Source organism: Streptomyces roseoviridis, from assembly GCF_039535235.1.
Lineage (GTDB): Bacteria > Actinomycetota > Actinomycetes > Streptomycetales > Streptomycetaceae > Streptomyces > Streptomyces roseoviridis.
This window is the reverse complement of the sequence record NZ_BAAAWU010000001.1, coordinates 6914229-6937189: the sequence shown is the minus strand read 5'-3', so window position 1 is coordinate 6937189 and position 22961 is coordinate 6914229. Positions and strand designations below refer to the sequence as shown.

The following is a 22961-nucleotide window of genomic DNA, read 5'->3' as shown; positions in this document are numbered from 1 at the left end:
CACCATTATCGGTGGACGGGGTCCTCGGCGGCCGTCGAGCGCTGGGTCGGCAGGGACGGCGGCCGGAGCCGTCGTGCGGCGTCGGGGCCGGTGCGGCCGGGGTGGTCGACGTCGTCGAGGAGGCGTCGCAGGGCGCGGTGGGCCTGGGGCGCGTCCAGGCGGGGGTCGAGGTGGGCGAGGGCGCGGCGGGCGCGGTGGCGGGCCCGGCCGGTGCGGCCGGCCCGGTGGTCGGCGAGGGCGCGGGCGTAGTGGGCGAGGGCCCTGGCCCAGGTGTCGTCGCGGGCGGTCGGCCGGGCGAGCGCGCGCCGTGCGGTCCGCAAGGCGGCGTCGGTGTCGGTGTGGGTCTGGACGATGGCCAGGGCCGCGAGGCTGACGGCGGCCGGGGGCCCGGCGGGGGCGTGTTCGGGGATGGTGGCGGCGGCGTGGCGGTAGTGCTCGGCGGCCGTGTGGAGGTCGTGCCGCTGCCAGGCGAGGGTGCCGTGGGCGTGCGAGATGCGGCCGACGAGGGCGTCGTCACCGGCGAGGACGGCGGTCGGCCAGGCGGCGTCGAGGAGCCGGCCGGCGGTGGCCGGGTCGGCGGCGGTGCTGAGCCATGCGGCGAGCCACTGGGCCCGGGCCTTCGCGGCCCCTTCGGTGGGCAGGAGGGGCAGCAGGCGCAGGAGGTGTGCGGCGCCTTCCCGGGCGTGGCCGTGGGCCGCCCACCAGAACCACAGGTGCAGCACGCTGTCCGCGGCGGCCTCGGCGAGGGCGGGGTGGCGGGTGGCGCGGCGCACGAGGGCCAGCAGGTCGGGGTGTTCGTCGAGGACGAGCCGGGCGGCCTGACGTTGCAGACCGCTGTTCCACAGGGTCTCGGCGACCACGGCCACGCTCCGGCAGTGCCGGGCGTGGCGGTCGCGGGCCACGGTGGTCTCCCCGGCGGCGGTGAGGCGTTCGCGGCCGAAGTCCCGGGCGGCCCGGGTCATCCGGTGGCGCACTTCGCGTGCGGTGCCGGTCTCGCCGTCGGGCTGGAGGACGCCCGTCGCCGCCAGTGCGGCCAGGGCGGGAGGCACGGCGTCCGGGTCGACGCCGAGTCCTTCGCAGACGAACGCGGCGGCGGTCTCCGTGAAGGCCCCGGCGAAGACGCTCAGACAGCGCCAGACCGTGCGGACGGGGGGCTCGCACAGGGCGTGTACGGCTCCGATCGACGAGCGGACCGACCGGTGCCGGTTGACCGGTGAGCCGGCGCCGGTCAGCCAGCACAGGCCGCTCTCCAGTCGTGCGGTCAGCTCGCTCAGGGTGGTGTCGCCGAGCTGGGCGGCGGCCAGTTCGATCGCCAGGGGCACGCCCTCCACGAGGCGGCACACCTGTTCGACCGCGCCGAGTTCGGTGGCCGCGTCCGGCCGGCCGGCGGCGCGGGCGAGGAACAGCTCGGCCGCCGGCGACGGTCCCGTGGTGTCGGCGGGGTCGGCGGCGGGCAGGGGTGCGAGGCGCAGCACGTGCTCGTCGCCGAGCCCCAGCGGACGGCGTGCGGTGACCAGGACCCGCAGGGCGGGCAGGCGCATCAACAGGGACTGCACCAGTCTCGTGCATTCGGCGTGCACCGGGTCGACGTCGTCGAGGACGAGCAGCGGTCCGCCGGCCGGGGGCGGCGGGGCGGGAAGCGCTACGGGGGCGGGCCGGCCGGGTCGCTCGTCGGCGGCGGAGCCCAGGGCCCGCAGGATCCGTGCGGCCAGGGCGCTCGGGTCCACCGGGACGCCGTCGTGCCAGCGGACCTTCACCGTCCCCGACCACGGCGCCAGGTCGCGGCGGCCGGCGGCCGCCATCGCCAGGCGGCTCTTGCCGACCCCGGCCGCGCCCACGACGGTGACCAGCCGGCTTCCGGCCAGCGCCCGTTCGAGTGCGGCCAGTTCCGCTTCGCGCCCCACGAGCCCGCCGTGACGCCCCTCGAACAGGGCGCCGTCCCCCTCGGATCCAGCCCACACGTCCGCTCCACCCGTCATCCGGCCGATGTCCTTCGCACGCGACGCCGCCGTGCGCCGTGCGGTGCATGACCGCAGGTCCAGCGTGCAGAACCGTCACTGCAAGCGGGTCGCACCAGCCCAACGTGCGGCGGCTGCTCCTGGTGGCGAGGATCCGGCCCGGACCACACGTGCGAGTGAACGACGCCCGGCCGTCCCGCGCGGCCCCGGCCGGGCCGGTGGCGCGGCCACGCCTTCGCGGTCGGTGGGCAGCGCGGCGTCCACCCCGGTTCCGTCTCCGCCCTGGCGTTCGACACGCGCAGGGAGGTGTCGATCACGAGGCCGGCGCCGTACGGCGCGGCGAGGAGGACTCGCACGCCGTCTCCTTCGTTCGCACGCGCGCACCAGAGGGCGACCAGGGCGCCCCGGGTGCGCGGTCACGCCTCCCGAGCCGGGCCGTCCGGCGATGTCTGTACGGGAACGGGGCGGGCAGCGGGTCACGTCTCCTGCCGCGCCGTGCCGGGCGGAGGACCGGGCGGCCGCGTGCCGCGCAGGGGAAGGGCCCCGGCGAACCGGGTCAGGAGGGGGCCCGCGAGGGCGAGCACGAAGACGTACGCGGTGACCAGCGGACCGAGTCCGTCGTGCAGGGTCCCGACGAGACCGACGATCACCAGGGAGAACTCGCCGCGGGCGATGAGCACGGTCCCCGCGCGCAGCCGCCCTCTGCGGCCGACCCCGTCGCGGGCGGCGGCGACGTGGCCGGTGGCGACCTTGGTGACGGCCGTGACGGCGGCGAGCGCCAGCGCGGCGGGCAGGACGGGCAGGAGGTCGCCCGGGTCGACGGACAGCCCGATGGCCAGGAAGAACACCGCCGCGAACAGGTCCCGCAGCGGCCCGAGAACCGCGCGGGTACGCGTCGCCGTCTCGCCCGTCAAGGTGAGGCCGACCAGGAAGGCGCCGACCGCGGCGGAGGCGTGCACGGCCTCGGCCAGGGCGGCGACGATGAGCGTGAGGCCCAGGACCCGCAGGAGCAGTTGCTCGGCGTCCGGGTGGGCGACGAGCCTGCCGACGTGGTGGCCCCACCGGTAGGAGACCGTGAACGCGAGGACGACCGCGCCGAGGGCGACGAGCACGCCGAGCACCGCCTGCCACCACCTGCCGCCCGAGGCGAGGACGGCGAGCACCGGCAGGTAGACGGCCATGGCGCAGTCCTCCATGACCAGCACCGACAGCACCGCCGGGGTCTCGCGGTTGCCCAGCCGCCGCAGATCGGACAGCAGCCGGGCCACGATCCCGGAGGAGGAGATGTACGTGGCGCCGGCCAGGGCGAGGATCCCGATGCCGTCCATGCCCAGGAGCCAGCCCGCGACGGCCCCGGGCACGGAGTTCAGCCCGAGGTCGACCAGGGCGGACGGCACATGGCGTCGGACGCCCACGGCGAACTCGGGCAGCGAGAACTCGAGCCCCAGGGCGAGCAGCAGCAGGACGACGCCGATCGCGGCGCCGGTCTCGACGAAGTCACCGGCCGCCGGCACGGGCGCCACACCGCCCTCCCCGATGGCGAGGCCGGCGAGCAGGTAGAGCGGGACGGGCGACAGGGTGAGGCGGCGCGCCAGCGTGCCGAGCACGCTCAGGACCGCGAGGATCACACCCAGCTCCAGGAGCAGGGCGACCGGGGTGCGCACGCCGCTCAGCCCCGGATGATCTGTTCCACGCCCGCGATGCCCTCGTCGGTGCCGATCACGACCAGCACGTCCCCGCCGCGCAGGAGCTCCCGGGGGGCGGGCGAGGCGATCACGTCCCGGCCGCGCACGATCGCGACGACCGACGCCCCCGTGCGGGTGCGCGCCCGGGTGTCGCCGAGCGGGCGGCCGTCGTACGCGCTGCCCGGGGCCACCTCGACCGGCTCGGACAGCAGTCCGGGGACCTCCTTCGTCAGGTCCGCGAAGCGCTCCGTGATCCGCGGGGCGCCCAGGATCTCGGCGACCGCGTCGGCCTCCTCTCCGTTGAGCCGGAGCACCGGCCGCCCCTCGTCCGGGTCCTCCTCCCGGTAGACGACCACGTCGAAGTCGCCCGTGCGGTGGGCCACGACCCCGACCCGGTCCCCGCGGTGGCTCGTGAACTCGTACCGCAGCCCCACGCCCGGCAGAAGTACCTCGGTGACGTCCATGGGCCCATCCTCGGCGGACACGGGGGCCGCGGCATGCGGCCGGGGGCCAGGCGGGGAACGGCGGCGCGGGTCCCGTCGGCGTGGCCTCCGCTTCCGTCCGGGCCGGCTTCCTACACTGGCGGGCATGGCATGCCGCATCAGTGAGCTGGTCCTCCACTGCGCCGACCCCGACCGGCTCGCCGCGTTCTGGAGCGAGGTCCTCGGCTACGTCGAGCTCGGCCGTGAGGACGGCAGCATCGAGATCGGGCCGCCCGGCGCCGGGTTCGGCGGGCCGCAGCCCACGCTGGTCCTCAGCCCCAGCAGCAACCCGCGCACCGGCAGGCTGCCCCTGCACATCGACGTCAACGCCACCGACCGCGACCAGGACGCCGAGCTGGAGCGGCTCCTCGCCCTGGGCGCGAGGCCCGCCGACGTCGGCCAGACGGGCGAGGAGAACTGGCACGTCCTGGCCGACCCGGAGGGCAACGAGTTCTGCCTGCTGCACACCCGGCTCCAGCCGGTCTGATCCGGCCGGCGGCCCCTTGACCTCCCTCGCGCCAGCCACTAGCTTGCGGCCTACACCGACCCGAGACGGCCGAGAGGAGGCGACCTGCGGATGTACACCCACTCCGATCTGAGTCGCCTCGCCCACAGCACGGTCTGGATTCCGGGTCGCATCGCGCACGGCTGCTGAGACGCCGTCCTCCTGTGCCCCTCGCGGCGGCACGCTCCGGCTTCTTCCTCATCTCCTCACGGCACGTCGCTGACGCGTGCCGCTTTCGCGCCCCACTTCTGTGACGTGGCGCCTCTGAGCACAGAAAGCTGCCTGACATTGGCGAACATGATGCATCGATCGATCCTGCCCCGAAACGAGGGCCCGTCATGGTAGAGGCACGGATCACGGTCAACGGGAAGGAAGCGCCGATCGCTCCGGCGGCGCCCCACACCACCGTCCTCGACTTCCTGCGCGAGCGCGGTCTCACCGGCACCAAGGAGGGCTGCGCCGAGGGCGAGTGCGGCGCCTGCTCGGTCCTGGTGGCCCGTCCGGGGGTGGACAAGCCCACCGACTGGGTGGCGGTCAACGCCTGTCTGGTCCCGGTCGCGGCACTGGACGGCCAGGAGCTCGTCACCGCCGAGGGCCTCGCCACCCCCGGGGAGCCCGGCACCGCCCCCGCGCTGCACCCGGTGCAGGAGGAGATGGCGGTCCGCGGCGGTTCCCAATGCGGTTACTGCACACCGGGGTTCGTGTGCAGCATGGCCGCCGAGTACTACCGGCCCGACCGCTGCGCCCACCCGGAGACCGGCCCGGCCGACGGAGCCGACGCCGACGCCGAGCACGGGCCCAACGGCTTCGACCTCCACGCCCTCAGCGGCAACCTGTGCCGCTGCACCGGCTACCGCCCCATCCGCGACGCCGCGTTCGCCGTCGGCGCGCCCTCCGGTGACGACCCGCTCGCGCTGCGGCGCGAACAGGACCCGCCCGCGCCCGTGGCCACCGCATACGTGCGCGAGGGGAGGGAGTTCCTGCGGAAGAACACCCTCGCCGAGACGCTGCGGCTGCTGCGCGACCGGCCCGACGCCGTGGTGGTCGCCGGATCGACCGACTGGGGCGTGGAGGTGAACATCCGCGCCCGCCGGGCGGATTGCGTGGTCGCCGTCGACCGGCTGCCCGAACTGCGGGAACTGCGCGTCGAGTCCGACGCGATCGAGATCGGGGCGGCGCTGACCCTCACCGAGATCGAGCGCCGTCTCGACGGTTCCGTACCGCTCCTCGCCGAACTGTTCCCGCAGTTCGCCTCCCGGCTCATCCGCAACGGTGCCACCCTCGGCGGCAACCTCGGCACCGGCTCCCCCATCGGGGACAGCCCGCCGGTGCTGCTCGCTCTGGAGGCGTCGGTGGTGCTCGCCGACGCCGACGGTGAGCGCGAGGTCCCGCTCGCGGAGTACTTCACCGGTTACCGGCAGAGCGTGCGCCGGCCCGGCGAGCTGATCCGCGCCGTGCGCGTCCCGCTGCCCCTGTCGCCGGTCACGGCCTTCCACAAGATCGCCAAGCGGCGCTTCGACGACATCTCCAGCGTGGCGGTCGCCTTCGCGCTCGACGTCGAGGACGGCGTCGTCCGCAAGGCCCGCATCGGCCTGGGCGGCGTGGCCGCCACGCCGATCCGCGCCCTCGCCGCCGAGGCGGCCCTGGAGGGCGGGCCGTGGACGGCACCGGCCGTCGAGGCCGCGGCCGCGTTGCTGCGCACCGAGGGGACCCCGATGAGCGACCACCGCGCGAGCGCCGCGTACCGCTCCGCGATGCTCGGCCAGAGCCTGCTGAAGCTGTACGCACAGACCACCGAGGCGGTGTCGTCATGAGTCAACTGTCCGAGCGCCCCGAGAAGGCGGTCGTCGGCGTGCCGATGCCGCACGAGAGTGCCGCCCTGCACGTCACCGGCACCGCGCTGTACACCGACGACCTGGTCCACCGGACCAAGGACGTGCTGCACGCCTACCCGGTCCAGGTCATGCGGGCCCACGGCCGGATCACCGCGCTGCGCACCGGGGCCGCGCTCGCCGTGCCCGGCGTGGTCCGCGTGCTGACCGGCGCCGACGTGCCCGGGGTCAACGACGCCGGGATGAAGCACGACGAACCGCTGTTCCCCGACGAGGTCATGTTCCACGGCCACGCGGTCGCCTGGGTGCTCGGCGAGACGCTCGAGGCGGCCCGGCTCGGCGCGGCCGCCGTCGAGGTCGAACTCGACGAACTGCCCTCGCTGATCACCCTGACCGAGGCGATCGAGGCCGGCAGCTTCCACGGCGCCCGGCCCGTGATGGAGACCGGTGACGTCGAGGCCGGCTTCGCCGACTCCGCCCACGTCTTCACCGGTGAGCTCCAGTTCTCCGACCAGGAGCACTTCTACCTGGAGACGCACGCGGCGCTGGCCTACGTCGACGAGGGCGAGCAGGTCTTCGTCCACAGCAGCACCCAGCATCCCTCGGAGACCCAGGAGATCGTCGCGCACGTCCTCGGCCTGCACAGTCACGAGGTGACCGTGCAGTGCCTGCGGATGGGAGGCGGCTTCGGCGGCAAGGAGATGCAGCCGCACGGCTTCGCCGCCGTCGCCGCGCTCGGCGCGAAGCTGACCGGCCGGCCGGTCCGGGTGCGGCTGAACCGCACCCAGGACCTGACCATGTCCGGCAAGCGGCACGGCTTCCACGCCTCCTGGCGGATCGGCTTCGACGCCGACGGCCGCATCCAGGCCCTCGACGCCACCCTGACCGCGGACGGCGGCTGGAGCCTGGACCTGTCCGAGCCGGTGGTGGCCCGCGCGCTGTGCCACATCGACAACACCTACTGGATCCCGAACGCCCGCGTCGCCGGCCGCATCGCCAGGACCAACAAGGTCTCCAACACCGCCTTCCGCGGCTTCGGCGGTCCGCAGGGAATGCTGATCATCGAGGACATCATGGGCCGGTGCGCGCCGCTGCTCGGCCTCGACCCGACGGAGCTGCGGGAACGCAACTTCTACCGGAAGGGGCAGGGCCAGACGACGCCGTACGGGCAGCCGGTCGTGCGGCCGGAACGGATCACCGCCGTCTGGGAGCAGGTCAAGGAACGGGCCGGCTTCGCCGACCGGGCGCGCGAGATCGCCGCGTTCAACGCCGCGCACCCGCACACCAAGCGGGGACTCGCCCTGACGGCGCTGAAGTTCGGGATCTCCTTCAACCTCACCGCCTTCAACCAGGGCGGGGCGCTGGTGCTGATCTACAAGGACGGCTCCGTCCTGATCAACCACGGCGGTACGGAGATGGGCCAGGGCCTGCACACCAAGATGCTCCAGGTGGCGGCGACCACGCTCGGCATCCCGCTGCACAAGGTGCGGCTCGCCCCCACCCGTACGGACAAGGTGCCCAACACCTCCGCCACCGCCGCCAGCGCAGGGGCGGACCTCAACGGCGCGGCGGTGAAGAACGCCTGCGAGCAGTTGCGCGAGCGGCTGCTGCGGGTGGCCGCCACGCAGCTCGGGTCCCACGCCTCGGACGTACGCATCGTGGAGGGCGTCGCGCGGACGCTGGGCAGCGACAGGGAGCTGGCCTGGGACGACCTGGTGCGCACCGCCTACCTCCAGCGGGTGCAGCTGTCGGCGGCCGGTTTCTACCGGACGGAGGGGCTGCACTGGGACGCCAAGGCGTTCCGGGGCTCGCCGTTCAAGTACTTCGCGCACGGCGCCGCGGCGGCCGAGGTGGAGGTGGACGGCTTCACCGGCGCGTACCGCGTCCGGCGGGTCGATATCGTGCACGACGTCGGCGACAGCCTCTCTCCGTTGATCGACATCGGCCAGATCGAGGGCGGATTCGTGCAGGGCGCGGGCTGGCTGACGCTCGAGGACCTGCGCTGGGACGCCGGTGACGGGCCCGGCAGGGGGCGGCTCCTGACGCAGGCCGCGAGCACGTACAAGCTGCCGAGCTTCTCGGAGATGCCGGAGGAGTTCCACGTCACGCTGCTCGAGGACGCCACCGAGGAGGGTGCCGTGTACGGGTCGAAGGCGGTCGGCGAGCCTCCGTTCATGCTGGCGTTCTCGGTGCGCGAGGCCCTGCGGCAGGCCGCCGCGGCGTTCGGGCCGGACGGGACCGGTGTCGAGCTGGCCTCGCCCGCCACCCCGGAGGCCGTGTACTGGGCGGTCCAGGCGGCCCGCCGGAGCGGCGCCGCGGACGGGCCGGCCGCCGGGAGCGGGCGGGTCGACGCCGGGCGGGTCGACGGCGGCCCGGCCGCCGGCGGGTTCCGGGCCGGCGCAGAAGCGGCGATCGGTGCCTGACATGACGTGGGTCACCGCGGTCGCGCGGTTGCGGGCGCGCCGGGAGCCCGGCGTGCTCGTGACCGTCGCGACCGTGCGGGGCCACGCCCCGCGCGACGCGGGGGCGAAACTCGTGGTGGGACGGACCGGGACCTGGGGCTCGATCGGGGGCGGCAACGTCGAGGCCGTGGCCATCGACCGGGCCCGGGAGATGATCGACGCCGCCAAGGCCGAGCCGGAGCTGATCGACTTCGCCCTGAACGACAAGGTGACCAACCGGCACGGTGTGCAGTGCTGTGGCGGCACGGTCTCGGTGCTGCTCGAACCGCTGCCGGTGGTACGGGCGGTGGCGATCTTCGGAGTCGGGCACGTCGGGCTCGAACTGGCCCGCATCCTGGCCCGTCAGGACCTCGACCTCCATCTGATCGACAGCCGCTCCGACATCCTCACCGAGGAGCGGCTCGCCGTCCTCGCGGACGCGGTGTCGCAGGTGCACGTGCACCACACGCCGCTGCTGCCCGAGGAGGTGCTCGAGGAACTGCCGCCCGGCACCCACGTCCTGATCATGACTCACGATCATGCCGAGGACGCGGCGCTGTGCGACGCCGCCCTGCGCACGCCCGGGCTCGGCTCCGTCGGCCTGATCGGCTCGGCGGCCAAGTGGGTGCGGTTCCGCCGCCGCCTGCTCACCGAGGGCGGGCACGACGAGGCCGCCGTCGACCGGATCAAGACCCCGATCGGGCTGGCCGACGTCACCGGCAAGGAACCGGCGACCATCGCCGTGAGCGTCGCCGCCGACCTGCTGCGCACCTTCGAGGCCGAGGGGGGACACTGACGGGCCGCCGGTGGGGCGAGGGGCGCGGCTCAGCTCCGTGACAGTTCGCCGAGCAGCTTCCAGGTGCGGCTGCGGTCCGCCTCGCCGCTCAGGTCTGTCGCGGTGAGGACGACCTCCGTCGCCCCCGCCTCGAAATAGCGCCGTACCTCGGCGGCGACGGTCTCCTCGTCGCCGAGGACGGCCAGGTCGGCGGCGCGCTCGGCGCCGGAGAGCTCGATGACGCGCCGGTAGGAGGGGATCCGCTCGTAGAGCGCGAGTGCCTCGGCCGCGTGCCGCCGTACGCCCTCGGCATCGGAGGTGACGGCGCCGGGGACGAGGGCCACGATCCGGGGCGCGGGGCGGCCGGCCGCCTCCGCCGCGGCCGTCACGGCCGGGACGATGTGCTCGGCGAGCGCACGCGGGCCGGCGAGGAACGGCAGGATGCCGTCGGCGAGTTCGCCGCTGACCCGCAGCGCCTGCGGCCCCATGGCGGCGACGAGCACCGGCACCGGCGGCCGGGCCCCCGGGACCGCCGCCGAGTAGGGCGTCGTCGCCGTCAGGAGCTCGCCGTGGAAGTCGGCCTCGCCCGTTTCGAGGAGGGGCCGCAGGGCGGTGAGGAACTCCCTGAGCAGCCCGATGGGCCGCTGGTACGGAAGGCCGAGTCCGGTCTCGGTGAGGTGCCGGGTGCCGAGGCCGAGCCCGAGGTGATAGCGCCCGCCGGTGGCGGCCTGGGCCGTCTGGGCCTGGCTGGAGACGAGCAGCGGATGCCGGCCGAATATCGGGATCGCGGCGGTCCCCACGTGCAGGCCCGGCACCTCGCGGCCCACGATCGCGGCCAGCGTGGGCGAGTCGTACGCGAAGGACTGGCCGAACCACGCGGAGTGCAGCCCTGCGTCCCGCGCCTCGCGTGCGAGCCGCACGGTGTCGTCGACGGGGAGCTGCCGGGAGGTCGAGCTGAGCGTTACGCCGAGAGTCATGTACGCCGCAACCCGCCGCGGCGGTGGGGACATTCCGGGTCCGCGTGAACACTGTGTGAAGCCCGCGCCCGGCGGGCGTGGGGGGCGGTCGCGGCCCGGCACCGCGCCGAGCGAGTCGGAATCGACCCTTCCCTGTACCTCCTGGGTAACAGCTCTCCGGGCGGGGGTGTCGCGGAGGACGCTCGAACGCAGACCCTGAGGGAGAGCACGAGTCGAGAGGGGCCGCTCGCGGCCGACCACGGGGGAAACATCATGAACACGCACACTCCTGCCGGGAAGTCCTGGGCCGTCGGGGCCGCGGTGATCGCCGCGCTGCTCGGGGCCACCGCCTGCGGGCCGGACGCGGCCGGGGACGCGGCCACGGCCGCGCCGTCGGACCGGGCGAGCGCGTCGAGTTCGGCGAGGCCGGGCGGATCGGCGCCGGCCACGCCGGACGCGACGGCCTCGCCGAAGCCGAGCGCCACCTCGGACGGCTCCGGCGGGACCGGTGGCAACGGCACCGGCGCCGGCAACGGCGCCGCCTGCACGACGGAGCACCTCGCGGTCTCCGCCGTGAAGGAGCCCGCGGACAGCAAGGAGGCCAGGCACCTCCTGATCACCGTCCAGAACACGGGCGACACGACGTGCGAGCTGTACCGCCATCCCCTCGTGCGGCTCGGTGCGGAGGCGCGGACCACGGTCCCGGTGATCAAGGACAGCGACCCGGACCCGGGGAAGCCGGTCGCCCTCGCCCCGGGGGACGAGGCCCATGCGGCCCTGCTGGTCAGCGGGGGCGCCCGGGACGAGTACGAGGCGAAGAGCATCAGCCTCACCCTGCAGGGCGGCAAGCCGGGCAGTCGCCTGGGCGAGCCGGTCGAGGTGCCGATGCCGGTCAGCACCCTGTACGCGGACGACGGCCAGCTCGTCACCTACTGGACGACCGCGTCGGGCTTCGCCCTGGACTTCGTCGTGTCGAAGTGAGGCGGGCACCCGCCACGACGGGTGCGGCGGTCCGGGCGCGCGGTCCGGGCCGCCGCACCCGTGTCAGGCGGGGAGCCGCAGCGGTGGCACCCGTGTCAGGACGGGAGCCAGGTCCGCCAGGTGGCCTCGTTGGCCTTCACCCAGCGGTCGGCCGCCTCCTCCGGCGACAGCTTCTGCTCCGCGATCATCAGGGCGACGTCGTTCTGCATCTCGGTCGTCCAGCGGAACTTCTTCAGGAAGGCCGCCGCGTCGCCGCCGCCCTCCGCGAAACGGGCGTTGAGGAACTTCTGCAACGGGGTGTGCGGATAGGCGCACGCCACCTTCGCCGGGTCGGCGTCGCAGCCCTCCGTGTAGGCGGGCAGCTTCACCTCCGTCATGGGGACCTTCTCGAACAGCCACTGGGGCTTGTACCAGTAGGTCAGGAACGGCTTCTTCTCCTTGGCGAACTGCTTGATCTGGGTGATCTGCGCCGCCTCGGAGCCCGCGAACACCACCTGGTAGTCCAGGTCCAGGTTCTCCACGAGCGCCTTGTCGTTGGTGACGTAGGAGGGGGAGCCGTCCATGAGCTGGCCCTTGCCGCCGCTCTCCGCGGTGCGGAAGGCGTCGGCGTACTTGTTCAGGTTCTTCCAGTCGGTGACGTCCGGGTGCTGCTCGGCGAAGTACGTCGGCACGAACCAGCCGATGTGGCCGGTCACCCCGAGGTCACCGCCCCGCGCGATGGTCCCCTTGTCGTCGACGTACCGCTTCTCCTGTTCCGGGTGGCCCCAGTCCTCCAGGATGGCGTCCACCCGGCCCTGACTGAGGGCGTCCCAGGCGGGGACCTCGTCGATCTGGACGGTGTCGACCCGGTAGCCGAGCTCGTGCTCCAGCAGGTGGCGGGCGACGGCGACGTTGGCCTGCGCGCCCACCCACGACTGGACGGACAGGGTCACCGTGCGGGCGCCCTTCGCGTCGGCGTACGGGGAGGACTGGCGGGTCATGTCGGCGGCGCCGCAGCCGGTGAGCCCGGCCGTCAGGGCGGCCGCGGCAAGGAGTGCCGCGAGGCGTGTGCGGGCCATCTCAGGCCCCCTTTCCGGCGAGTGCGCGTTCCGTCGGCTGGGTGACGCGGTCGAGCATCAGGCCGAGGCAGACGATCGCGGCACCGGCGACCAGGCCGGTCGCCAGGTCGCCCTGGGCGAGGCCGAAGACCGCGTCGTAGCCGAGCGCGCCACCGCCCACCAGACCGCCGATGACGACGACGGCGAGGACCAGGACCACGCCCTGGTTGGCGGCGAGCAGCAGGGCGGGCCGGGCGAGCGGAAGCTGGACCTGGAAGAGCTGCTGGCGGCCGGTCGCGCCGAGCGAGCGCGAGGACTCCATCGCGGCCGGGTCCACCGCGCGCACGCCCTGGGCCGTGATCCGCACGACCGCGGGCAGCGCGTAGACCACGGCGGCGGCGACCGCCGGGGCGCGGCCCACGCCGAACAGGGCGACCACGGGGATGAGGTAGACGAACTGCGGCAGCGTCTGGAAGACGTCGAGCACCGGTCGCAGGGCCCGCCCGAGCCGGGTGCTGCGGGCGGCGGCGACACCGAGGGCGAAGCCGAGCAGCAGCGTGACGGCGACGGCGGCCAGGACCTGGGACAGCGTGTCGAGCGCCGGGTCCCAGACACCGAGGACACCGATCGCGGCCATCGCGAGGACGGCGGTGGCGGCGGTGCGCCAGGTGCCGATGAGCAGGGCGAGGGCGCCGACGGCCAGCAGGACCGTCCACCAGGGCAGCCACTGCAGCGCGTCCCGCAGCGGGTTGAGGACCCAGGTGGTGAAGCGGCCGGCCCAGTCGGCGGTGCCGCCGACGAGGGGCACACCGGTGTAGAGGTGGCCGGTCATCCAGTCGACGGCCCGGTTGACGGGCTCGGCGACGTCCGCCGTCCACGCGTCGGGCCAGGCGAGCCGGTCGGCGAGGCGCCCGGCGACGGCGACGGCGGCGACGCCGAGGAGGCCGGCGGCCCGGACGAGTCCGGCGCGGCGGCGCGGGGCGGCGCCGATCCGCCCGCCCGCCGCGGCGGTGACCCGGTCGAGGACGACGGCGAGCAGCACGATCGGCACGCCGGCCGCGAGCGCGGCGCCGACGTCGACGGACGCGAGCGCCTGGTAGACGCGGTCGCCGAGGCCGCCCGCGCCGATGACGGAGGCGATCACGGCCATGCCGAGGGCCATCATGATGGACTGGTTGACGCCGAGGAGGAGTTCCTTGCGGGCCAGCGGCAGCCGGGCGGTGAGCAGCCGCTGCCGGCCGGTGGCGCCGAGGGACGCGGCGGCCTCCATGACGCCGGCGTCCGCGCCGCGCAGGCCGAGCGCGGTGAGCCGGGCCATGGGCGGGGCGGCGTAGACGACGGTCGCGAGGACGGCCGCGGGCACGCCGATGCCGAAGACCAGGACGACGGGCAGCAGATACGCGAACGCCGGCAGCACCTGCATGGTGTCGAGGACCGGGCGCAGGACGCGGTGCATGCGGTCGGACAGGCCGGCGGCGAGCCCGAGCAGGCCGCCGAGCAGGACGGAGGCGGCGACGGCGACCACCATCAGGGCGAGCGTCTGCATGGTGGGCACCCACATGCCGAGCAGTCCGCACACGGCGAAGGCGGCGACGGAGGTCAGCGCGAGCCGGACGCCCGCGACCCGCCAGGCCACGAGGCCGGCGGCGGCGGTGACGCCGGCCCAGCCGAGGGCGAGCAGCACCAGGTACACGGCGCGGACGGACACGACCACGAGGTTGCTGACGTGGCCGAGGAAGTAGAGGAACAGCGGGTGGCTGTCACGGTTGTCGATGATCCAGTCGCTGGCGCGCCCGAGCGGTCCGGACAGGTCGACGGCGAGGGACGCCGGCCAGGAGCCGGTGCCGAGCAGGGCGGCTCCGAGGAGGAGCGCCGCGGCGGTGCCGGCGCCGATCAGCAGGCCGCGGTGGCGCGTGAGCGCGTGCGCCGCGGCGAGGCGGATGCCGGTGGGGCGGGTGGTGCCGTTCGTGCCCTCGGTGCTCTCGGTGGCCTTCCGGGCGTCGGCGGTGGCCGTTCGGGCGTCGGCGGACCCGGCGGCACCGGGGGGTGTCCGGCGGCCGGAGGAGGCGGGGGTGGCGGTGACGGTCATCGGCGCCACCGCCCGGCGTCGCCGGTCGTGCGGCCGCACGGCGGGGGCCAGGTGGTGTGGGAGTACATCAGGCCACCGCCTTCGCCGTCGCCGCCGGTACCCCGGCGACCACACCCAGGAGTCCCGCGTGGTCGACCACGCCGAGGCACCGGCCGCCCTCGACGACCCGGGCGTTCTGGCCGGTCCGGGCCACGGCCTCGATGGCCTCGTGGACGGTGGCGCCGGGGGCGAGCGCGGGTCCCGTCTCGCGTTCGTCCGCGAGGGCGGGGCGCATCGCCGAGCGGACGGTCAGCACCTGCTCGCGCGGCACGTCCCGGACGAAGTCCCGTACGTAGTCGTCGGCGGGAGCGCCCACGATCTCCTCCGGCGTGCCGAGCTGCACGATCCGCCCGTCGCGCATCAGGGCGATGCGGTCGCCGAGCTTCAGCGCCTCGCTCAGGTCGTGCGTGATGAAGACCATGGTGCGGCCCTCCTCCCGGTGCAGGCGGACGACCTCCTCCTGCATGTCCCGGCGGATGAGCGGGTCGAGGGCGCTGAACGGCTCGTCGAACAGCAGGACCTCGGGGTCGACGGCGAGGGCGCGGGCCAGGCCGACGCGCTGCTGCTGGCCGCCGGACAGCTGGCCCGGGGTGCGGTGCTCCATGCCGTCCAGGCCGACCTTGCTGACGAACTCGGCGGCGCGTTCGCGCCGTTCGGCGCGTCCGACGCCCTGGATCTCCAGGCCGTAGGCGACGTTGTCGAGGACCGTGCGGTGCGGCAGCAGTCCGAAGTGCTGGAACACCATCGCCGCCCGGTGGCGGCGCAGTTCGCGCAGCCGGCCGGTGTCCATGGACAGCACGTCCTCGCCGTCGATGGCGACGGTGCCCGAGGTCGGCTCGATGAGCCGGGTCAGACAGCGGACGAGGGTCGACTTGCCGGAGCCCGACAGGCCCATGACCACGAAGACCTCGCCCTTGCGGACGTCGAAGGAGACGTCGCGCACGGCGGCGGTGCAGCCGGTGCGTTCGCGCAGCCCGGCGGCGTCGAGGGCGCCGAGCTCCGGGTCGGCGGGCACGCGCTCGGCCTTGGGGCCGAAGACCTTCCACAGGTTCCGTACGGAGAAGACGGGGCCGGCGGCGGTGGGCGGCGGGGTCATGGAGTGCGGTGTGTTCATCGGGTCGTGCCTCCCAGCAGGTCGGCGCATTTCTCGCCGACCATGAGCACGCCGATCATGGGGTTGACGGCGGTCATGGTCGGAAAGACGGACGCGTCGGCGATCCGGATGCCGTCGAGGCCCCGGATCCTCAGGTCGGGTGTGACGACGGCGAGCTCGTCGTCGGCGGCGCCCATCTTGCAGGTGCCGGCGGGGTGGTAGACGGTGTGCGCGACCTGGCGGGCGTAGGCGCTGAGTTCCTCGTCGGAGGTCACCTCGGGGCCGGGACACACCTCGCGCTTGAGCCAGCCGGCCAGCGGCTCGCTCGCGGCGATCTCGCGGGCGATGCGGATGCCGTCGACGAGGGTGCGGCCGTCGTAGTCGTCCTCGTCGGTGAAGTAGCGGAAGTCGAGGGCGGGCTTGTCCTCGGGGTCGGCGCTCGTCAGGTAGAGCCGGCCGCGGCTGCGCGGCTTGGGGATGTTGGGCGTCATCGACACTCCGTGCGCGGGGCGTTCGTAGCCGATCCGCTCGGGGTTGTCGGTGAAGGGGATCTGGTAGAAGTGGAACATCAGGTCCGGTCCCTCGGACTGCGGGTCGCGGCGGACGAAGAGTCCGGCGTCGGAGTCCATGGCGGAGTTCTCCGGGATCGGGCCGTGCGTCTCCCACACGATGACCGACTCGGGGTGGTCGAGCAGGTTCTCCCCCACGCCCGGCAGGTCGTGCACGACGGGGATGCCCAGCTTCTCCAGGTCGGCGCGGGGCCCGATGCCGGAGTGGAGCAGCAGGCGGGGGGTGTCCACGGCGCCGGCGCACACCAGGACCTCGCGCCGGGCGCGTACGACGTGTTCCTCGCCGTCCTTGGTGCGGACGTGCACGCCGGTGGCGCGGGTGCCCTCGAACTCCAGGCGGAACGCCCAGGTCTCCAGGGCGATGTGGAGGTTGGGCCGGTCCAGGAAGGGGTGGAGATAGGCGACGGAGGCTGAGGACCGCTTGTTGTTCTCGGGGTGGTAGGCGAGGTCGAAGAAGCCGACGCCCTCGTGGAAGGGCTGCTTGTTGAAGCCCTCGACGCGCGGGACGCCGAGCGCGGCCTGGGCGGCGTCGACGAAGTCGCGGGCGATGGCGTTGCGGTCGGCCTCGTCGACGGGGACGATGTTGTTGCGCAGCCGGGCGAAGTACGGGTCCATGGCCGCCGCGTCCCAGCCCTCGGCACCGGCCTCGGCCCACTCGTCCCAGTCGGAGGGCAGGGGCTTGAAGGCGATGAGGGTGTTGTGCGAGGAGCAGCCGCCGAGCACCCGCGCGCGGCTGTGCCGGATGTGGGAGTTGCCGCGGGGCTGTTCGGTGGTGGGGTAGTCGTAGTCCAGCTCCCCGCCGAGCAGGCCCATCCAGCGGCGCAGGGTGAGGACGTCGTCGCGGCCCACGTCGCTGGGGCCGCCCTCGATGACGGCGACGCTGACGTCGGGGTTCTCGGTCAGCCGGGAGGCGATCACCGAGCCGGCGGTGCCGCCGCCGACGACGACGTAGTCGTACAGGTGCTGGTCGTTCATGCCTGGTCCTTCTGCGTCTCGCCCGCGAACCAGCGCACGGGGCGCGGGGCGAGGTTCTGGTAGATGTGCTTGGCCTCGCGGTACTCGGCGAGACCGCCGGGGCCGAGCTCGCGGCCGATGCCCGACTTGCCGAAGCCGCCCCATTCCGCCTGCGGCAGGTAGGGGTGGAAGTCGTTGATCCAGACGGTGCCGTGGCGCAGCCGGGCGGCGACCCGGCGGGCCCGCTCGTCGTCGGAGGTCCACACCGCTCCGGCGAGGCCGAACTCGGTGTCGTTGGCGAGGGCGACGGCCTCGTCCTCGGTGCGGAAGGTCTCGACGGTGAGGACCGGGCCGAAGACCTCCTCGCGGACGACCCGCATGCGGCGGTGGCAGCGGTCGAGGACGGTGGGGCGGTAGAAGTAGCCGGGGCCGGCCGGCTTCTCGCCGCCGGCGCGCAGGACGGCGCCCTCGCCGAGGGCGGAGGCGACGTACTCCTCGGTCCTCGCGAGCTGGGCGGCGGAGACCAGCGGTCCGCACTCGACGCCCTCGTCGGTGCCGCGGCCGAGCCGGATCAGGGCGGCGCGGCGGGCGAGTTCGGCGACGAAGCGCTCGCGGAGGGACTCCTCGACGATGAGCCGGGAGCCGGCCGAGCAGACCTGGCCGCTGTGCAGGAAGGCGGCGTTGAGGGCCTGGTCGACGGCGGTGTCGAAGCCTTCGGGGGTGGAACAGGCGTCGGCGAAGACGACGTTGGGGTTCTTGCCGCCCAGTTCGAGGGCGACCTTCTTCACGCTGTCGGCGGCCGCCCTGGCGACCTTGGTGCCGCTGACGAGGCCGCCCGTGAAGGAGACGAGGTCGACATCGGGGTGCTCGGCGAGGCGGGCGCCGACGGTGTCGCCGGGGCCGGTGACGATGTTGGCCGCGCCGAGCGGCAGTCCGGCCTCCAGGAGCAGTTCGATCAGCACGACGGTGCTGAGCGGGGTGATCTCGCTGGGCTTGATCACGAAGGTGTTGCCGGCGGCGAGGGCGGGGGCGATCTTCCAGCTGGCCTGGAGCAACGGGTAGTTCCAGGGCGTGATGAGGGCGCAGACGCCGACCGGCTCGTGCACGACGACGCTGTGGATCTCGTCGGACCCGGCGTCGACGACCCGTCCGTCGCTGTCGCTCTCGACGAGGTCGGCGAAGTAGCGGAAGGCGTCGCGGACGCAGTCGACGTCGATGCGGCCCTCTTCCAGCGTCTTGCCGGCGTCCTGGCTCTCCAGGGCGCCGATCCGCTCGCGGTCCCGCTGGAGGAGGTCGGCGACGCGCCGCAGCAGGGCGGCCCGCTCGGCGACCGGCGTACGCGGCCAGGTGCCGTCGTCGAACGCGGCACGCGCCGCGGCCACGGCGTCGTCCGTGTCGGGGACGCCGCCTTCCGCGACGACCGCGAAGGTGGTCGCGTCGACGGGGTCGATGATCTCGCGCGTGGCGCCGGACAGGGCCGCGCGCCACTCTCCACCCACATGGATGGTCTGCTGTGCTGCCGTCACGTCGGGTTTTGCCTTCCGTTCCTCGAGTTCCCCCTGCCGGTCGCCCGGCGATCGGGCCCCCTGCCCTGAGCCACGGGAACCATGCGGAAAACATGACGGAGAGTGGCCTGCTTCACGCCCCAAGGCGGCACTAAAAGGGACATACTTCTCAAGTTGCGGGGGGTGAAGGAACCTGCCGCCGCGGTGACGCGTCCCACAGGACGAGGGCGATCACCGCCGACGCATGCACCACTTCACAGAGAAGAGCCGCCCATGCAGTCGCACGCAGCGACCCCCGTCACCACGGACCTCCCCGACGGCCGCCGCATGGTGCTGTCCCTCCCCCCGACGGACGCGCCCTGGGCCGCCGGCGGCGTCGACGGTCTGCGCCCGGTCCCGGCGCTGTACGAGGGCCGGGGCGAGGAGCCGCACGAGCTCCCGCCCGTCCCCGACATGCGCGCGCTGAACCTGGCCGTGCTCGGCGTGGGCGCCTGACAGCACACGGGGGCGGGGGCCCGGCTCCGAAGAGCCGGGCCCCCGCCCCGTCGTACGCACCGGCCCCGCGCGCCTACCGCGGGGGCTGCGGACGCAGGCGCAGACCGTGCATGCCGTTGTCCACGGCGAGGACCGTGCCCACCGTCCCGCCCGACAGCGGGCTCGCCAGGTACGCGATCGCGCCCGCCACCTCGTCGGCCGACACCAGACGGCCCGTCGGCTGGAAGGCGTCGAGCGCGGCCCGGGCGGCGGCCGGGTCCTCGGTGTGACGGAGCGACCGGGCGATCCACGGCGTGTCCGCCGAGCCGGGAGCGACGCAGTTGACCCGGATGCCCTCGCGGACGTGGTCCGCCGCCATGGCCAGCGTCAGCGCGTAGACCGCGCCCTTGCTGGCGGAGTACAGCACCCGCTGCTCCACACCGGCCCACGCCACCACCGAGCAGGTGTTGACGATCGCCGCGGCGGGCGAGCGCCGCAGGTGGGGCAGGGCGTGCCGGGCGACCCTGACCATGCCGACCACGTTGACGTCGAGGACGCGCATCCACTCGTCGTCGTCGTTCGCGGCGACGTCCCCGATCGCGCCGATCCCGGCGTTGTTCACCACCACGTCGAGCCGGCCGAACCGCTCGACGACGGCGTCCACGGCGGCCGCGACCCGGGCGTCGTCGGTGACGTCGGCCTCGATGCCCACGATGCCGTCCGGGAGTCCGTCCGGCTTGAGGTCGAGGGCGGCGACCCGGGCGCCCCTGCTGTGGAGCAGTTTCGCCGTGGCGAGGCCGATGCCCGAGGCGCCGCCGGTCACGATCGCGACGAGTCCTGCGAAGTCACTCACGAGTTCTCTCCTGTCCGTTGCGGACCGTCAGAAAAACGCCGTCGACGCCTCGTGGCGTCAGGGCGGCGGAGCGTCGGGGCGTCAGGGAGCCGGCTTCCCCTCCGCGGGCGCCGAGCGGCGGCGCGGCAGGGAGAGCTGGGCGGCCAGCACCCCGGCCACGCCGACCAGGAGCCACAGCGCCCAGGGGCCGAACGCGTACAGAGCGCCGCCGATCAGCGGTCCCGCGCCCGTGCCGATGGTGTACGCGACCCCGTGCAGGCCCTGGTAGCGCCCGACCATGTGCGGCGGAGCCAGGCTGCCCAGGTAGGCCATGGCGACGGAGCTGGTGAGCATCTCGCCGAAGGTCCACAGCAGGACCGTCGCGGCGAGCATCACCATGCCGGTGGTGAACCCGGTCAGCGCGAGACCGACACCGGTGATCAGGTTGCCGATGGCGAGGACGTACTCCGGCCGGTAGCGGGAGATCGCGCCGGTGATGGGCAGTTCGAGCGCCAGCACCAGCAGGCCGTTGAGCCCGATGAGGAGGCCGAAGTCGCGCTCGGTCAGCCCCACCTCGTTGACGTGCAGGGGCAGTCCGACGGTGGACTGGATGTAGACGAACTCGCAGAACACGGTCATCAGCAGGAAGCGGACCAGGGTGCGGTCGGCGAACGCCTGCCGGTAGCCGACGGCCTGCTCCGCCTTCTCGCCCCCGTGCTCCTCGCCGTCGACGGTCTTGGGCGCGTCCCTCAGCAGCAGGGCCACGACCACGCCGAACAGCAGGCAGGCGGCGGCGTTCACCAGGAACAGCTCGACGTAGGAGGTGCTGGCCAGCACGCCGCCGATGACCCCGCCGAGGGCCGCGCCGACGTTCATCGCGAAGCGGAACACCCCGAAGGCGGCGAGCCGTTGCTGGTTGGTCGACACGGCGTCGACCAGCACCGCGGCCGCGGCGGGCCGGTAGATCTGCGAGGTCACGCCGATGAGGCCGACCACCGTGACGATCAGCGGCAGTGCCTCCAGGAAGGGCACGACCGTCGTGAGCCCGGCGGTGGTGACGGCGGAGAGCACGATGGTCCAGCGCCGGCCGATCTTGTCGGCGAGATAGCCGCCGACGGCGTTGCCGAGCACCTTGCCGAGGCCGGAGATGCCGAGCACCAGACCCGCCGCTCCGGCGGAATAGCCGCGTTCGGTCAGGTAGAGGACGATGAAGACGGGCAGGAAGTTGCCGACCTGGTTGACCAGGATGCCCAGGCTGATGATCCAGACCCGGACGGGTAAGCGGCGTAAGGTCTGCCGGAACGTCGGCTCGTCGACGTCCGGCTGGTCGGGTGTCGCGGTGCTCATGCGACCGGCTCGGTGCGTACGTGGACGGCCTCGGCCAGCCGCTTGCTGTGGGCGATCGCGTCGGCGGCGTCGGTGCCGCGGGCGATGACGTAGCCGCCGATGTCCTCGTTCCAGGTCAGCGGGTTGACCACGTCGCCGGGCCGCAGCTTCACATGGAGGTCGACGAACGCCGGGTCGGCGCGCACGGCGTCGACGCCGGTCACCTCCACGACCCGGCCCGGCTCGGGCGTGAGGGCCCGGAGGGCGACCCCGGCCCGCGGTGCGGGCGACCCGGTCAGCGGCTCCACCTTGCCGAACCGGATGCCGAGCGTGTAGCGCTCCATGTCGACGCCGTAGGCGACCTCGACCATCTCGTTGACGCCGTACCCGCCGATGCGGTTGTGCGACTCGATGATCCGCGGGCCGCGTGGGGTGAGCCGGATCTCGGTGTGCGCGGGGCCGTTGCGCAGCCCCACGGCGTCGAGGAAGTCGGCCACCAACTGCCGTACCTCGTCGAGCGTTTCGTCCGGGTGGACACTGGGCTGCGAGAGGCCGAGCTCGACGAAGCCGGAACCGCCGCCGAACGCCGCCTTGTCGGTGATCCCGACGACCACGTGCCGGCCGTCGAAGCTCAGCGACTCCACGCTGATCTCGGGGCCGTCCAGGTACTCCTCCATCAGGAACTCCCGGAAGGAGTCGGCGAAGGCCAGGTCGCCCGGGGCCCACGCCTTGTCGTCGAGGGACCGGTACCGTTCGGCGACGGCGTCCACCTCGGCGTCGTCGCGGACGCAGAACACGCCGACGCTGCCCGACTCGCGGACCGGCTTGACGATGACCGGCAGGCCGTGGGCCGCGACGAAGTCCCGGAGGTCCTGGGCGGAGCGCCCGATCGCGGAGGCCACCGGGCTGATGCCCTTGGCCGCCAGGTGCCGGCGCATCCGCCACTTGTCCAGGAGCAGTTCGACGGTGTCGACGGACTCGCCGTCGAGGCCGAGCTCCTCGTTGATCCGCGCCGCCGGGAGCAGTCCGAGTTCGAACAGCGCCACGGCGGCCTGGAACGGATACGTGGCGTGCAGCGCCCTGGCCAGGGGCAGGAGCCGGTCGATGTCGCCGTAGTCGACCAGCAGGGCCTGGTCGACGTACGGCCAGTGGCCGCGGTCGTAGGCGTCCGGGTACTGGGCGTGAACCACGTCCAGACCGAGCTCCCGGGCCTTGCGGACAAGCTTGGGCTTGCCGCCGACGACCAGGACGCGGGGCCGTCCGGTGGGTTCGACGTCGAGGGACACAGTGGCTCCTTCTCTCACGTTCCGACCGGCGGGCTCGCCGGGAGTCGGAAGGGGCGTCACGACGAAGGGGGACGGTCCGGCAGGTCCGTGCGGGGATCGCACGGAAGGCGCGGCGGCCTCGGGCCCGTCCCCGTGGGGTCGA

At 73.9% G+C, this 22961-nt stretch carries 18 protein-coding genes; 6 read left to right on the top strand and 12 right to left on the bottom strand.

Annotation, left to right across the window (positions count from 1 at the left end; translation table 11 throughout):
* Nucleotides 1-5 precede the first annotated feature (5 nt).
* The 3 genes from ABD954_RS31360 to ABD954_RS31350 all read right to left on the bottom strand — a co-directional run bounded on the left by ABD954_RS31360 (nucleotide 6) and on the right by ABD954_RS31350 (nucleotide 4107).
* Complete coding sequence (locus tag ABD954_RS31360; RefSeq protein ID WP_345491164.1) at nucleotides 6-1979, bottom strand: ATP-binding protein; 1974 nt, start codon at nucleotides 1977-1979, stop codon at nucleotides 6-8.
* 455 nt (nucleotides 1980-2434) lie between these two features.
* Nucleotides 2435-3622 carry a cation:proton antiporter gene (locus ABD954_RS31355; RefSeq protein WP_345491162.1) on the bottom strand — a complete coding sequence of 396 codons (1188 nt, stop codon included), beginning with the start codon at nucleotides 3620-3622 and terminating at the stop codon, nucleotides 2435-2437.
* A 5-nt stretch (nucleotides 3623-3627) separates the two neighbouring features.
* A complete protein-coding gene (locus ABD954_RS31350; protein ID WP_345491160.1) occupies nucleotides 3628-4107 on the bottom strand; it encodes a cation:proton antiporter regulatory subunit in 480 nt (159 codons plus the stop codon).
* A gap of 124 nt (nucleotides 4108-4231) precedes the next feature.
* Here ABD954_RS31350 and ABD954_RS31345 point away from each other — a divergent pair, with 124 nt between their 5' ends.
* From ABD954_RS31345 to xdhC, 4 genes are all read left to right on the top strand, one after another.
* Entirely contained in the window at nucleotides 4232-4612 is a 381-nt protein-coding gene (locus ABD954_RS31345; protein ID WP_345491158.1) for a VOC family protein, read from the top strand.
* Between the two features lie 356 nt (nucleotides 4613-4968).
* Nucleotides 4969-6444 carry a xanthine dehydrogenase small subunit gene (locus ABD954_RS31340; protein ID WP_345491156.1) on the top strand — a complete coding sequence of 492 codons (1476 nt, stop codon included), beginning with the start codon at nucleotides 4969-4971 and terminating at the stop codon, nucleotides 6442-6444.
* Complete coding sequence (xdhB, locus tag ABD954_RS31335) at nucleotides 6441-8885, top strand: xanthine dehydrogenase molybdopterin binding subunit (RefSeq protein ID WP_345491154.1); 2445 nt, start codon at nucleotides 6441-6443, stop codon at nucleotides 8883-8885. Before ABD954_RS31340 ends, xdhB begins: the two co-directional genes overlap by 4 nt.
* Nucleotide 8886: 1 nt before the next feature.
* Entirely contained in the window at nucleotides 8887-9699 is an 813-nt protein-coding gene (gene xdhC / locus ABD954_RS31330) for a xanthine dehydrogenase accessory protein XdhC (RefSeq protein WP_345491152.1), read from the top strand.
* A gap of 29 nt (nucleotides 9700-9728) precedes the next feature.
* On the opposite strand, the gene ABD954_RS31325 is transcribed toward xdhC, so the two are convergent.
* Nucleotides 9729-10655 (bottom strand): LLM class F420-dependent oxidoreductase, encoded by a 927-nt coding sequence (locus tag ABD954_RS31325; protein ID WP_345491150.1) that lies wholly within the window; start codon nucleotides 10653-10655, stop codon nucleotides 9729-9731.
* 252 nt (nucleotides 10656-10907) lie between these two features.
* On the opposite strand from ABD954_RS31325, the gene ABD954_RS31320 reads away from it, so the two are divergent.
* Nucleotides 10908-11615, top strand: a complete 708-nt coding sequence (locus ABD954_RS31320; protein ID WP_345491148.1) for a DUF4232 domain-containing protein — start codon at nucleotides 10908-10910, stop codon at nucleotides 11613-11615.
* A gap of 95 nt (nucleotides 11616-11710) precedes the next feature.
* On the opposite strand, the gene ABD954_RS31315 is transcribed toward ABD954_RS31320, so the two are convergent.
* From ABD954_RS31315 to ABD954_RS31295, 5 genes are all read right to left on the bottom strand, one after another.
* Nucleotides 11711-12673, bottom strand: a complete 963-nt coding sequence (locus ABD954_RS31315; protein WP_345491146.1) for an ABC transporter substrate-binding protein — start codon at nucleotides 12671-12673, stop codon at nucleotides 11711-11713.
* A gap of 1 nt (nucleotide 12674) precedes the next feature.
* Nucleotides 12675-14741 (bottom strand): ABC transporter permease subunit, encoded by a 2067-nt coding sequence (locus ABD954_RS31310; protein ID WP_345491144.1) that lies wholly within the window; start codon nucleotides 14739-14741, stop codon nucleotides 12675-12677.
* A 67-nt stretch (nucleotides 14742-14808) separates the two neighbouring features.
* The gene (locus tag ABD954_RS31305) at nucleotides 14809-15894 is read right to left on the bottom strand and encodes a quaternary amine ABC transporter ATP-binding protein (protein WP_345491142.1); all 1086 of its coding nucleotides are present in this window, start codon (nucleotides 15892-15894) and stop codon (nucleotides 14809-14811) included.
* Nucleotides 15891-17417, bottom strand: a complete 1527-nt coding sequence (locus tag ABD954_RS31300) for a GMC family oxidoreductase (RefSeq protein WP_345491141.1) — start codon at nucleotides 17415-17417, stop codon at nucleotides 15891-15893. Before ABD954_RS31300 ends, ABD954_RS31305 begins: the two co-directional genes overlap by 4 nt.
* Nucleotides 17414-18922, bottom strand: coding sequence for an aldehyde dehydrogenase family protein (locus tag ABD954_RS31295; RefSeq protein ID WP_345491139.1), 1509 nt, complete (start codon nucleotides 18920-18922; stop codon nucleotides 17414-17416). Before ABD954_RS31295 ends, ABD954_RS31300 begins: the two co-directional genes overlap by 4 nt.
* Nucleotides 18923-19174: 252 nt before the next feature.
* Here ABD954_RS31295 and ABD954_RS31290 point away from each other — a divergent pair, with 252 nt between their 5' ends.
* Nucleotides 19175-19396, top strand: coding sequence for a hypothetical protein (locus ABD954_RS31290; protein WP_345491137.1), 222 nt, complete (start codon nucleotides 19175-19177; stop codon nucleotides 19394-19396).
* A gap of 73 nt (nucleotides 19397-19469) precedes the next feature.
* Here the strand turns inward: ABD954_RS31290 and ABD954_RS31285 are convergent, their stop codons facing one another.
* The 3 genes from ABD954_RS31285 to ABD954_RS31275 form a co-directional block, all read right to left on the bottom strand.
* Nucleotides 19470-20228, bottom strand: coding sequence for an SDR family NAD(P)-dependent oxidoreductase (locus tag ABD954_RS31285; protein ID WP_345491135.1), 759 nt, complete (start codon nucleotides 20226-20228; stop codon nucleotides 19470-19472).
* An 81-nt stretch (nucleotides 20229-20309) separates the two neighbouring features.
* The gene (locus ABD954_RS31280; RefSeq protein ID WP_345491133.1) at nucleotides 20310-21554 is read right to left on the bottom strand and encodes an MFS transporter; all 1245 of its coding nucleotides are present in this window, start codon (nucleotides 21552-21554) and stop codon (nucleotides 20310-20312) included.
* Nucleotides 21551-22819 carry an ATP-grasp domain-containing protein gene (locus ABD954_RS31275; RefSeq protein WP_345491132.1) on the bottom strand — a complete coding sequence of 423 codons (1269 nt, stop codon included), beginning with the start codon at nucleotides 22817-22819 and terminating at the stop codon, nucleotides 21551-21553. Before ABD954_RS31275 ends, ABD954_RS31280 begins: the two co-directional genes overlap by 4 nt.
* Between the last annotated feature and the right edge of the window lie 142 nt (nucleotides 22820-22961).

Excerpts from the sequence above, each read along its gene's own strand:
- ABD954_RS31310 (WP_345491144.1), bottom strand. The coding sequence starts at position 14,741 with ATGACCGTCACCGCCACCCCCGCCTCCTCCGGCCGCCGGACACCCCCC.
- ABD954_RS31360 (WP_345491164.1), bottom strand. The coding sequence starts at position 1,979 with ATGACGGGTGGAGCGGACGTGTGGGCTGGATCCGAGGGGGACGGCGCC.
- ABD954_RS31340 (WP_345491156.1), top strand. The coding sequence starts at position 4,969 with ATGGTAGAGGCACGGATCACGGTCAACGGGAAGGAAGCGCCGATCGCT.
- ABD954_RS31300 (WP_345491141.1), bottom strand. The coding sequence starts at position 17,417 with ATGAACGACCAGCACCTGTACGACTACGTCGTCGTCGGCGGCGGCACC.
- ABD954_RS31325 (WP_345491150.1), bottom strand. The coding sequence starts at position 10,655 with ATGACTCTCGGCGTAACGCTCAGCTCGACCTCCCGGCAGCTCCCCGTC.
- xdhC (WP_345491152.1), top strand. The coding sequence starts at position 8,887 with ATGACGTGGGTCACCGCGGTCGCGCGGTTGCGGGCGCGCCGGGAGCCC.
- ABD954_RS31345 (WP_345491158.1), top strand. The coding sequence starts at position 4,232 with ATGGCATGCCGCATCAGTGAGCTGGTCCTCCACTGCGCCGACCCCGAC.
- ABD954_RS31315 (WP_345491146.1), bottom strand. The coding sequence starts at position 12,673 with ATGGCCCGCACACGCCTCGCGGCACTCCTTGCCGCGGCCGCCCTGACG.
- ABD954_RS31320 (WP_345491148.1), top strand. The coding sequence starts at position 10,908 with ATGAACACGCACACTCCTGCCGGGAAGTCCTGGGCCGTCGGGGCCGCG.
- xdhB (WP_345491154.1), top strand. The coding sequence starts at position 6,441 with ATGAGTCAACTGTCCGAGCGCCCCGAGAAGGCGGTCGTCGGCGTGCCG.
- ABD954_RS31350 (WP_345491160.1), bottom strand. The coding sequence starts at position 4,107 with ATGGACGTCACCGAGGTACTTCTGCCGGGCGTGGGGCTGCGGTACGAG.
- ABD954_RS31305 (WP_345491142.1), bottom strand. The coding sequence starts at position 15,894 with ATGAACACACCGCACTCCATGACCCCGCCGCCCACCGCCGCCGGCCCC.
- ABD954_RS31280 (WP_345491133.1), bottom strand. The coding sequence starts at position 21,554 with ATGAGCACCGCGACACCCGACCAGCCGGACGTCGACGAGCCGACGTTC.
- ABD954_RS31290 (WP_345491137.1), top strand. The coding sequence starts at position 19,175 with ATGCAGTCGCACGCAGCGACCCCCGTCACCACGGACCTCCCCGACGGC.